Genomic DNA, 13,071 nt, shown 5'->3' with positions numbered 1-13,071 from the left:
TCTCACGATAACGTATTGGTAAAACACATAACCAACAATATAACAAATCAAAAAAATCAGTCTTTAAAAAACTTAGAAATCATAAGTACTAACAAGAGGCGATCAGAGCCTTATTTAATCAAAATTATTCGTCACTCTCTTTCGCACAAATATAATACTCTTCACAAGAGTAAAGCATTACTTTTCTAACATCTAAAAAGCTTCTTGATCCATGAAGATAGCTTATGGTAATGTTTCAATACATATCATAATACATACTCAATTACTATTGAAATAACTTCAAGAAGAATATAGCAGTTTTCTTGTCTGCTCATTGATCATTCTCTACAACCGATATATCAGATTCGAAATCAAGAAGATGAATCGTACGACTTAATATTAATGAACTATGATCTAGTCTATTATTATCGATATGCAATGATAGTCTGTATTGTCACAGAAAATAGGCCGCTTCTTCGTTATCAGATAAGTTTACTAAATTACAATAAAACATTCGGTATTTATGATTAAAGATGTTACATGCATAAATTGCTATGCTGACTATATTTTTTCGAAATACACATTCTAATAACAAGCGCGTCAGTACGAAGGAATCTTGTTTCCATCATCATAAATCTTTTTCTAAAAGACGTAGAAGTTATATACCATAGTTATTTATTATTTTTAGATTCAACAGCGCAAAGCAATAGGATTAGTCTTGTTATCTTTAACCTTCTATTGCAATTTTATAAGATTTTATAAATATTTATTTCTATTATACGTACACCAAATACTAAATGATTTTCTATATCTCAATACTGTTAAAACACAGTTCAGTGAATTATATTTAAAAAAGAAAGCTATTTTAAATATACATTGAATAGTTTAACAGTGGCTCATGCAGTATAAAAAGTATCTTCATGATTATTAATCAATTCTTCGGTCTATAGTGCGCTAAGATAACTATCTAAGTGATATATTTTAATAAATTCAACTTCTTATTTACTGAATGTGATGATTTTTATATTAGCACACAGTAATCTCAGACAGCATAGACAACGAACTTTAATAATCAATACAGAGAGCGAGATTTTAAAAATAACAAACATCTTATATACAACGCGGTGCCTTTCATAATGCATTTATAATAGATGCGTTGAAATACTAGATTGCTGAGTAATGAGTGTCACATCTATAATTATCAATATGATGTAATCATGAAAATTCAACATATTTAATACTAAGGAGTACGTTATTGTATTATGATTTATCAGTATCAATAGAATTTCAGGCTTAATCAATTAACATAGTTATTCCGTGAACATCATATAGGGCAGACAATATTAATACAAAGTTATATGCTAGTATGATAAGTTTTATAATTCTTACTGTATCAGATGTATATGACGCATATACAGTTATCATTATCTGTTTAAACGTATAGAGTATTCATAAATCCAAGAATCTGTCCAGGGTCAAAACACTACGCGTAATCACAAACACTATTTAAAATTTTAGTCGTGCTTTTGCTATTGTGTAAATTCATGCTAATCTTTTGTTTATGTATTTATCGTCTGAATGTTATACCAAATTTAAGGTTAATTAGAACTGTTTATGACTAATCCATTACTGACCCCTTTTCGATTGCCACCATTCTCGGCGATCCACCCTAATAATATCATACCGGCAATTCAATATGTGTTAGAAGACTGCCGAACCACAATAGAGCGCATAGTCGCACAACCAGAGTCATTTACCTGGGATAACTTGTGTCAACCGATAGCAGATGCAGAAGATCGTCTATCGCGTATTTGGTCACCGATTAGACATTTAAATTCTGTAAATAATAGTTTAGCATTACGCACTGCCTATGAGCAGGCACTACAGCTATTATCTGAATACAGCACCTGGGTAGGACAGCATGAAAAGCTGTATCAAGCCTATCGCAATTTAAAAGAAGGCATAACGTTTAGCCAATTAAGTTCATTACAACGCAAGGCAATAGATAATACATTACGTGACTTTAAACTATCAGGTATTGGTTTGTCAGATAATAAGCAGCAACGCTATAGTAAAATTATAGCACGACTCTCAGAACTGAGTTCTATCTACAGCAACAATGTTCTCGATGCCACTATAGGTTGGAATAAATTGATTACTGACAGAACAATCTTGAGGGGACTACCTGCTAGCGCTTTAGCACAAGCTCAGGTAATGGCAAAAGCTAAAGGGGAAACAGGCTGGCTGATCACATTAGATATGCCAAGTTATTTATCAGTAATCACTTACGCTGATAACAGCGCATTACGTGAGGAGATATATTACGCCTTTGTTACTCGTGCTTCAGATCAAGGACCAAACGCTGGACGATGGGATAACAGCCAAGTAATGGTAGAAACGCTAGCACTGCGGCATGAGCTGGCTCAATTGCTTGGCTTTAAAACGTACGCTGATCAATCACTAGTAACAAAAATGGCAGCCAGCCCAAAAAAAGTTATTAGTTTTTTAAACGATCTAGTCAAGCGAGCTCGTCCACAGGCAGAGCAAGAATTAATGCAGTTGTACACTTTTACTAAGCAACATTATGCTATAGATCACTTGGAAGTCTGGGATATCCCTTATTATAGCGAAAAACAAAAACAATGCTTATTTTTGATCAACGATGAACAACTACGCCCATACTTCCCGGAACAACAAGTGGTTAAAGGCTTATTTGAGGTAATGAAGCGTATTTTTGGTATTACTGCTCAAGAACGCAAAAATCTAGATGCTTGGCATACTGACGTGCGCTTCTTTGATCTATTTGATACTAATAATGAACTACGTGGCAGCTTCTATCTTGACCTATATACGCGTAAAAATAAACGTGAAGGGGCTTGGATGGATGAATGCATCAATAGCCTGCGCAAGGCTGACGGCAGCCTTCAGAAGCCAGTTGCTTATTTAACCTGTAATTTTAATCGCCCTATAAACAACCAACCAGCATTACTGACTCATAATGAAGTAACCACGCTGTTCCACGAATTCGGTCACGGATTACATCATATATTAACTCAGATTGATATTGCCGGAATATCCGGTATTAATGGAGTGCCCTGGGATGCAGTGGAATTACCCAGTCAGCTGATGGAGAATTGGTGCTGGGAATCAGAAGCATTGACATTTATCTCTAAACATTACCAAACTGGCAAATCGTTGCCGCAGGAGATGCTCGATCAATTATTAGCGGCCAAACATTATCAGACAGCATTGTTTATCTTGCGTCAGTTAGAGCTCGCTTTGTTTGATTTTCTTATGCATCTCAACTATAGTCCTGAAAATAAAGAGCAAGTCTTACTAACATTATCGGAGGTAAAACAAAAAGTAGCCGTGATATCTTCACCTAATTGGAATCGATTTCCGCACACCTTTAGTCATATTTTTTCTGGCTGCTACGCAGCAGGTTATTATAGTTATTTATGGTCGGAAGTATTATCAGCTGATGCTTACTCGCGTTTTGAGGAAGAGGGTATTTTTAACGCTGAGATTGGCCAATCTTTTCTTAAGAACATTCTTTCACGTGGCGGCTCAGAAGATCCGATAGTGTTATTTAAGCGCTTCCGTGGACGTAAACCAACGTTAGACGCAATGCTGCGCCTGTACAATATTCAAGGATAATGTTGTTACATGTCAGTATATCTTAAGATATAAAATATAAGATTCTGATGCTGTTATCTATGTATTTGAGTGCGACGTCAGCAACTACGATCATTCGACAATATATAAATAAGCAGTGATCATTGTAAATCCATTAAAACTTTTTAAGCCTGATAAACCTCAGTTTAATAAGATTTAATCTTTATTTTACTATTTAAGTATGCATGCTCGTTTGAATGATAATAGTATTCTAGATAACTTGCTCACGAAAAGAGAATTAAATAACCAATCGCTGAATATAATAAACACTATAGCTGTTCAGAATACAATAGCTTTTTGTTGGCAGAATAAAATTAGCTTTGCTGCGCATACTATAACATTACCTCATAATGCCAGCGCTGCTAGCGGATCCTGTACAATACTATTATCCAAATAATAAAACTAGTCATATAGTTACGTGAACACTGAGTGTTATTCAATGATATTAGTCTTGTAAAGCTAGACGATCTTTTACATACATATCAGGAGCATACTTTGATTGAAAGCGCTAATATTGCAAGATGTACACTTTTAAAAACAAGAGAAGTTTTTTAATAATTAGTAATCTCAACTTTGATATCAATCAATTGTTAACAGTAATTGACTTATTAACAAACAAATAATTATTTTGAAATACTTCGGCTAAGAACCACTATTATTAAATATAATATTCGATAATTTATATCGACTACAGCACTATCTTATTCTAAATACCCAGTTAATATTATACTGCATTCTTCAATATTTGAAATTATAATGAATTATACGAGATGGTTTTACCAGATTCAGGTAATATTTTGCAGACATCGGTGTCTTGTTGACCTCAGTATCTTAGGGAAAGACTCATAGCAGTTTCCTTGTTATCTTGTGGTTCGTCGCAATCTTCCAGATTTGACTACTACTATAGAGTAATTACATTACCCTGTTTATATAGAAACAGGGTGTTTTTAACTGTTAAGTTAACTATATTCATAATTTTACTATTCTAACTATATTATGCGCGTTTATCGCACCTATGATATTTAAACAAATGCAACCACCGAGTGTTTTATTATTCTGACTGTTTAAACAGTCTATAGATAGATCTTAATTTAATGAGTTATGTGAAATTCTGATGTTTCATGAAACGATAGGTATTACTCTTTAGTACCTATTGCATCTTTGCAGACTAATACGAACTGACGCGATACATTCATTGTATTTTACACGATAAATCAGAGGATGTTTTATAACTATCACTGTTGTCGTTCTACTATCTAATCGTCTTTTAGAATAGTGTAATAAAATCTCAGTGCTGATTAACTGTCTCAATAAGAAACGGCGTGGCTTATAAAAAGCCCTGGTCAATATAGTGAGAAGTTCTATAGTCTACGCTATAATAAAGATTATTATCCGCCTTGTTTGCAAGTTATAATTTATTATTATAGTGTCAATATTCACGGAGACGTTAATAAATAAAAAACTTTTAAGGAAAAATTCTGAGCATTTATCTTGGCGTGCCATTTCTAATAAGTCAATAATACAACTGTCATATAATTACATCGCTCTTATCGCATCATCTTTGATGAACATGATGCGAGTTACTTTATATCTCTTGTAAAATTCAATTATCATAACTACATTCATGGCTATTTATTATAAATTTAATAAGTTCAATAGATTATAATATAATGTATGCCTATTAAATGAAAGATATGTGCTTTATAATAAGAGATTTAACATACGGCGTAGTGGCTCAGCTGCACCCCATAGCAATTGATCACCTACAGTAAATGCAGATACATAATGTGCTCCCATATGCAGCTTGCGCAGACGACCGACTGGTGTCTTTAATGTGCCAGTTACTGCGGCCGGTGTGAGTTCTCGTAAGGTTCGTTCTCGGTCATTAGGAATGACACTAACCCAGTCATTATGCATTTCTAGCACTTGTTCGATCTCTGATAACGAGATATCTTTTTTAAGCTTTAGCATAAATGCCTGGCTGTGGCAGCGCAATGCTCCTATGCGCACGCATAGACCATCTATAGGAATCACGCTAGAGGTATTCAGAATTTTATTAGTCTCCGCTTGTCCTTTCCATTCTTCACGACTTTGACCATTATTGAATGGCACATCAATCCATGGAATTATATTTCCAGCGAGCGGCATCTTAAAACCATCGGTCGCTAGTGATCCGCTATGGATCATTGTAGTTACTTTATGCTCAATATCTAAAATCGATGAAGCGGGATTCTGTAACTCTTTCGCTACTTCAGAGTGTAGTTTTCCCATTTGAACCAGTAATTCACGCATGTAACATGCCCCGGCGCCCGAAACAGCCTGATAAGTAGCGACTGACACCCATTCTATCCAGTTGTTGATAAATAAACCACTTAGCGACATTAACATTAGACTAACAGTGCAATTTCCACTAACAAAAGTTTTAATACCCTTATCTAATCCTTGCTGAATCATCGCATAGTTTACAGGATCTAATACAATGATAGTATCATCCTGCATGCGTAATGATGAGGCAGCGTCAATCCAATAACCTTTCCATCCACTTTTACGCAACGTAGTATATACTTTTTGTGTATATTTGTCACCTTGGCACGTAACTATAATATCAAGAGCGTTGAGTGCATCAATATCATAGGCATTTTGTAAACTACTATACTGATTCCTAATGATTGATACGCAACAACCAAACTGTGAAGTAGAAAAAAAAACTGGGCAAATAGCATCGAAATCATTTTCTTCTATCATGCGCTGCATGAGAACCGAGCCGACCATGCCGCGCCAACCGATAAAACCAACATTTTTCATAATTACCACTTCTTTCCCTAGAAGGAAATTAAAATAGAGTTATATATACTGCTTGTACTAAAAATTACATAAACTTAACTTTTCCTAACCCTCGTATACGTACTTGATGTATACTCTTTTTAATTTTATTGCATTGCTATCCTTAGTGTTTCTATTAAATTTAGCTATAAACTGCAGAGAAGCGAATGATCTATCTGAATTTTATAAAAATTATACAGAGTTAGTAAAAGTCTTGACGACTGTAATCTACATGATTAACAATATGTTATATTATTAATATTTACGTGCATTCTTTTTGTTATATCAACCTCTCTTCATTATTATAAATTTATACTTACTAAAGAGTTACAAAGTAACTCGCATCATGTTCATCAAAGATGATGCGATAAGAGCGATGTAATTATATGACAGTTGTATTATTGACTTATTAGAAATGGCACGCCAAGATAAATGCTCAGAATTTTTCCTTAAAAGTTTTTTATTTATTAACGTCTCCGTGAATATTGACACTATAATAATAAATTATAACTTGCAAACAAGGCGGATAATAATCTTTATTATAGCGTAGACTATAGAACTTCTCACTATATTGACCAGGGCTTTTTATAAGCCACGCCGTTTCTTATTGAGACAGTTAATCAGCACTGAGATTTTATTACACTATTCTAAAAGACGATTAGATAGTAGAACGACAACAGTGATAGTTATAAAACATCCTCTGATTTATCGTGTAAAATACAATGAATGTATCGCGTCAGTTCGTATTAGTCTGCAAAGATGCAATAGGTACTAAAGAGTAATACCTATCGTTTCATGAAACATCAGAATTTCACATAACTCATTAAATTAATGATCTATCTATAGACTGTTTAAACAGTCAGAATAATAAAACACTCGGTGGTTGCATTTGTTTAAATATCATAGGTGCGATAAACGCGCATAATATAGTTAGAATAGTAAAATTATGAATATAGTTAACTTAACAGTTAAAAACACCCTGTTTCTATATAAACAGGGTAATGTAATTACTCTATAGTAGTAGTCAAATCTGGAAGATTGCGACGAACCACAAGATAACAAGGAAACTGCTATGAGTCTTTCCCTAAGATACTGAGGTCAACAAGACACCGATGTCTGCAAAATATTACCTGAATCTGGTAAAACCATCTCGTATAATTCATTATAATTTCAGATACTGAAGCATGCAGTATTATCATAATCATATCTACACTACATATACTATATGTAACATGTATATTAAGTTCTCCCACTAACCTTAGTTAGTTATTCACACAATCTTCTAAGATCAATAAATCTTATTCTTGATATTTAGTTGACAATCTATTGCTAACGCTACTCAACTCGATTTCTAACTGATGATACTGCTCTATTGCCATCTTCCTAAAACTTATAGTATGACACGTATACATCACCATAAACTTAGAGAAAATGGCGTATTTATATTATGAGGTAATAATGACACAGATGATTTCAGCTGTACTATTATTATTTTTAATGATAGATCCACTTGGTAACTTGCCAATTTTTATATCGGTTCTTCAAAACTTAGAGTTACGTCGACGAAGAGTAATATTAATCCGCGAACTGCTGATAGCCCTGCTTCTAATGCTGATCTTCCTTTTTGCCGGTGAGAAGATACTAACCGCACTCAATCTTCGTACTGCGACCGTTTCTATCTCTGGCGGCATAATTCTATTTTTAATCGCTATTAAAATGCTGTTTTCACGACAAGGGGCTAGCTACAGTGATGTATCTAGTAGCAAAGAACCTTTTTTAGTACCATTAGCTATTCCATTAGTAGCGGGGCCTTCAATGCTAGCAACTCTAATGCTACTATCACATCAATATGCAAACTCATTGTTTTATTTGCTAGTAGCACTATTGATTGCCTGGGGGATTTCTGCGCTTATCTTGTTAATGTCTAACCTATTTTTGCGGTTGCTAGGAAAAAAAGGGGTGAATGCTTTAGAGCAGTTAATGGGTTTAGTTTTAACGATGATATCAGTTCAGATGATTTTAGATGGCATCTTTGTTTATATAAAATTGTAACGCCTATGATTAACTTCTAAACAACAAAATAACAGGAAAGTTATTTATGATTCATAAGAGATTCAATAAACAATCATACTATTAACTATGAGGTTCAAAAAAAAACAATATACTATTAATCATTGATATATTTTCTAAACGTTTATTTAAAATAGCGCCATTATACTAATAATCCACGTTGCTACAAGCTATTTACTGATAACTCTTGCTATGCTGCAACTGCTTAAAACGTTATTGAACATTGAAGATATAGTGCAAGGGGTACATCATTTCGTTCCTAAGCGCATCTGATAATTTATAAATTGATATTTTACTTAATCTACTATGAGTTTAGTGACATATTAAAATGCAATACTACCACTATAAAAAGCTTGTCACACCAATTCTAATGGTAGTTGTACTTAACTAAATTAACAACACAAACTGTTACTGTTGAGGGATTGAATTACATTTTCCTCTGAAACGCAAAAACCTAATAAAGTACATATTAATCACTTTATCTGACAATAAAATCTGAATCATTTCTAATGCAACAATGAACACTAAGGATGTTTGTCAAAATGCAACAAATGATCAACCCAGTTCATCACTATGCCTGGGGCAGCTGTGATAAATTCACTAAACTTTTCGGTATAACTCGTTCTAACCAACAACCCATAGCTGAGCTATGGATGGGAGCTCACTCTAAAAGTCCTTCCTATATCACAGATAGCACAGGCAGACTACGTTCACTGCGCGCACTAATCGATGAAGCTCCATCTAAACAATTAGGAGTAGATATTGCTAATCGCTTTGGTCAATTACCATTTCTTTTAAAGGTACTATGCGCCGATCAGCCATTGTCAATTCAAGTGCACCCAAGTAAAACCGCTGCTGAAACGGGATATGCAAAAGAAAATGCTATTGGTATTCCAATGAATTCTGCAAAGCGGAATTTTAAAGATCCGAATCATAAACCGGAACTAGTATTCGCACTAACACCATTTCTAGCAATGAACGGCTTTCGCACTCTAGATGATATCGTTTCTTTAGTACAACCAATTGCCGATGCACACCAGAATATTCTTGTGTTTCTACATCAACCGGATATTGCAAATTTATTCAATTTATTTGCTAGTCTATTAGCGATCACTGGTGAACAAAAAGCACGAGCGCTAGCTGTATTAAAAATCGCGCTAAACAGCCAAGAAGGCGAACCTTGGGAGACCTTACGTTTTATTTCTGGGTTTTATCCACAAGATAACGGTTTATTCTCTCCACTCATGCTCAACCTCGTTCAACTTCAACCGGGTGAAGCAATGTTTCTACATACCGAAACTCCGCATTCTTATCTGAAAGGTGGAGCGCTAGAAGTAATGGCTAACTCAGACAATGTACTACGTGCTGGTCTAACTACAAAATATATTGACATTCCTCAATTACTAGCCAACTTACAATGCCATCCACAACCAGCATCTGCTTTGTTAGCACAGTCTGAACAGAGAGGTGATGAGATATTTTTCCCAATCCCAGTAGAGGATTTCGCTTTTTCGCTTCATAAATTGACTAATTTACCACAAACGTTGACGCAAAATAGTGCAGCCATTTTATTTTGTATCAATGGTAAAGCAGTGCTAAAAAATAAGGGACAAAAATGGATATTAAGACCAGGTAAATCCTGCTTTATTGGTGCATTCGAATCGCCCGTCAGTGTTAGTGGTCAAGGACATATAGCCCGAGTCTATAATCAGATACCATAATTTTTTCAAAAAAAATCCTAGTAAATAAGTTATTATGCAGCATAAATTACCAACTATATTAAACGTAGAGCACAATCCACACATCATAAAACATTATAATTAGGTATTCTATTTATGTGAGAGTAGCATGACAAAAACTTGCAACACCAATAAACTTATTTGACAATAAATACACAATAATCATAAATCGTACTAATCGCTAATAACGTATTACTTTACTACAGTTTTCATCTACACTAGACCATAAAATACTGAGCATATTATTACATTAGCAATTTCATATACTGCCTTCATTCATTGCAATAATAATATCCAGATTAATATTAGCGTAACAAAACTTACCAATAAAAGATTTTTAACAACTATCTAGTGCATTTATTTCTTATGCAATTTAAAATTTAACCTAATATCATATTTAGGAATAGCACATACTAAGTGAAAGCATACATTCATAATAAGAACTTTGTTTAGTATAATCAAAAGAAAATCGCCATTCACGACGAATATTGTATATCGCTCAAATAATAATATATTTTATAGCAACAATATTGCAGTGCTGTATTTCACTGTACCGTACAATCCTTCCTAAGAAAAGGATGGAATATTTTATAAAACTCAACAAAGGTACTCGTAGTATGAGAATATCACGTAACTCGCTCAGTATTAAACTCATAAAGTTTAGTAGTTTCAATAGATTAAGAACAACTAAATAAGTCAGTATTTATAAGATGAGTTGTAAGGCAAGAGACGTGCTAGTGCATTTCATGTAAACCTTGACATTCGCGCTATAGCTATAAACCGCCATACACTTATCGTTAAAGATAAAAATACTGTTATGTTAAACAGTGTTAGCTTAGTAAATTAGTTTAATAAATAAGAAAAAACGAACTGCATCTCTTATAAAATAAGATGTACCTATAATAATGTAATGTAACAATTGTACATTACTAAGTGAGTATAATAGATCAATCACATTAATTATACTATGTTTAGAGGGCCTAACTGATTAATGCGATTAAAATATATGCTTTTGACAGAATTATTAACATATGACATGTGTTTTCTTTTATCAAAAACATTAACATTATTTTATAAAACTTACCATAGCTAATGATGGAATAATCTAACTATTAGTGTTGTCATGACTAAACCAAAATAGCTTAAGTAAAGTTTTTAGCAGCTCGAGTCAATATTAACTCCTCTATCATAATATGATAAAAAATTCACTGATCACTTTTTTGATAAATACAATGAAATACTTATTCAAATTTCTCACTATGTAAAATGATCAAATCACAAATGTGAATTATACAACTATGGGTGTATAATGAAAACGATGCACACTCTATTGCAGGGTGATAGAGGTATAATCTCCTGACAACCAATAATAATCTCTAATAACACCACCTAGTCAATCTTACGCAATTAATCGTAGCGAAAATACTATTATGCTAACAATTAATACGATTTAACAATTTCATAATACCAATAAAAAGTTCGCGTGTATATATTAAGAAAGTTTTTATGGAAAAACCAGCGATGAACTATATTTATCTGAGCATCTCACATCCTACAGAGTTGCTCTTACTGTTTATTTTAGCTTATACAGCATTTGCCGTGGGATAATCTGTATCCCGAACGCGTAAGATGTAATGAGTTATTACTACTCTATTATTTAGAGCTATTAATTTCCTGATATTATCACAGAAATTCTTACAGTTTTCAATATAAAACATTAAAATAGCTGGTCTAACGGGTTTGTACTGATAAATCACTTTTTCAATAGCAAAACGTTCATAAGATGCGCATCTATAAGATAGTACTTATATCACTATTATGAACGCGAATCACAAACTAGCTCCGATAAATACATATTATTCCTCTATAACGAACTTCTGACTGAGTTACTAAGGATGTTAAGGAACCTTATTTGAGAGTTAATTGAATATTGCAATACAAGCAGTCTATCAATCGGCTTACGACCTATTTAGCATAAAAGCTATCTTTCTGATACTGCAACTACAGTAACACCACACCTCTATTAATATAACGGCATAGTCTATTTTAATAAGGGAACACTGCTAATATATTATTGTAACCCCAGCTTGATTTAAGCGATTACAGATATCTTTAATCACACTGATAGCCAGGAGACACCTCCGCGGCATCATGATATTTATAATTCAATAAAGTAGAGTGAACGTGGACACTGTAGAATAGAACAGCGCAAAACCAACTAAAATTACCCTAAATATTGTATAGCAATATTATTTTTAAGTCAATCAGCCCATCTAAATTACTGATATAATTAGCAGATATTCTACTGAAATTAACATTCCACAGCATACTAAATAAAAGGTAAACTTTTATACAATTAACGAAATACTTCGAGAGTATATTTATCTAAACATACATTATTTTTAATATTATCGTCAATATTACTTAAGATTCTTATATAGACAGTGAAGAATATTTATTATATTGATATACTTACTACTTTTAAACCAAATTTATAAGTGCATGTTTATCCACTAACTATTGTTCACTCTTATGTTCATTACTACATTAACTCATTGCAGCTCTCCAGTCCATTACATAAGTTCAGAGATTCAATGTGTTATCACCGATGAAGACGCCGATGGCGTTCTAAATTTTTATTCAATGAACAACATTAATAAGCTCAACATACGATATATCCAGTCGGCTATACCATCGTTAATAATTACTGAAAACATCATAGTTTACTATGGTAAGCGCAACCAAATATTATGCATTAAATGTGTTGACTAGCGATAATCGCTAT

The 13,071-nt window shown here is 33.3% G+C and carries 4 protein-coding genes; 3 read left to right on the top strand and 1 reads right to left on the bottom strand.

What is annotated here, in order from left to right:
* The first annotated feature begins 1,593 nt into the window (after positions 1 to 1,593).
* Positions 1,594 to 3,636 carry an oligopeptidase A gene (prlC, locus tag GIY03_RS00465; protein ID WP_457913768.1) on the top strand — a complete coding sequence of 681 codons (2,043 nt, stop codon included), beginning with the start codon at positions 1,594 to 1,596 and terminating at the stop codon, positions 3,634 to 3,636.
* Between the two features lie 1,719 nt (positions 3,637 to 5,355).
* Here prlC and asd read toward each other — a convergent pair.
* A complete protein-coding gene (gene asd / locus GIY03_RS00460) occupies positions 5,356 to 6,459 on the bottom strand; it encodes an aspartate-semialdehyde dehydrogenase (protein WP_457913767.1) in 1,104 nt (367 codons plus the stop codon).
* A gap of 1,476 nt (positions 6,460 to 7,935) precedes the next feature.
* On the opposite strand from asd, the gene GIY03_RS00455 reads away from it, so the two are divergent.
* Together GIY03_RS00455 and manA are read left to right on the top strand one after the other, a co-directional pair.
* The gene (locus GIY03_RS00455; protein WP_457913766.1) at positions 7,936 to 8,529 is read left to right on the top strand and encodes a YhgN family NAAT transporter; all 594 of its coding nucleotides are present in this window, start codon (positions 7,936 to 7,938) and stop codon (positions 8,527 to 8,529) included.
* Positions 8,530 to 9,089: 560 nt separating this feature from the next.
* Entirely contained in the window at positions 9,090 to 10,268 is a 1,179-nt protein-coding gene (gene manA / locus GIY03_RS00450) for a mannose-6-phosphate isomerase (RefSeq protein WP_457913765.1), read from the top strand.
* Positions 10,269 to 13,071: the final 2,803 nt, after the last annotated feature.

Origin of the sequence: Candidatus Gillettellia adelgis (assembly GCA_020541285.1) — a bacterium.
Taxonomy (GTDB): domain Bacteria; phylum Pseudomonadota; class Gammaproteobacteria; order Enterobacterales; family Enterobacteriaceae; genus Gillettellia; species Gillettellia adelgis.
The sequence above is the reverse complement of the archived record's forward strand: the minus strand, read 5'-3'. Positions and strand labels throughout refer to the sequence as shown.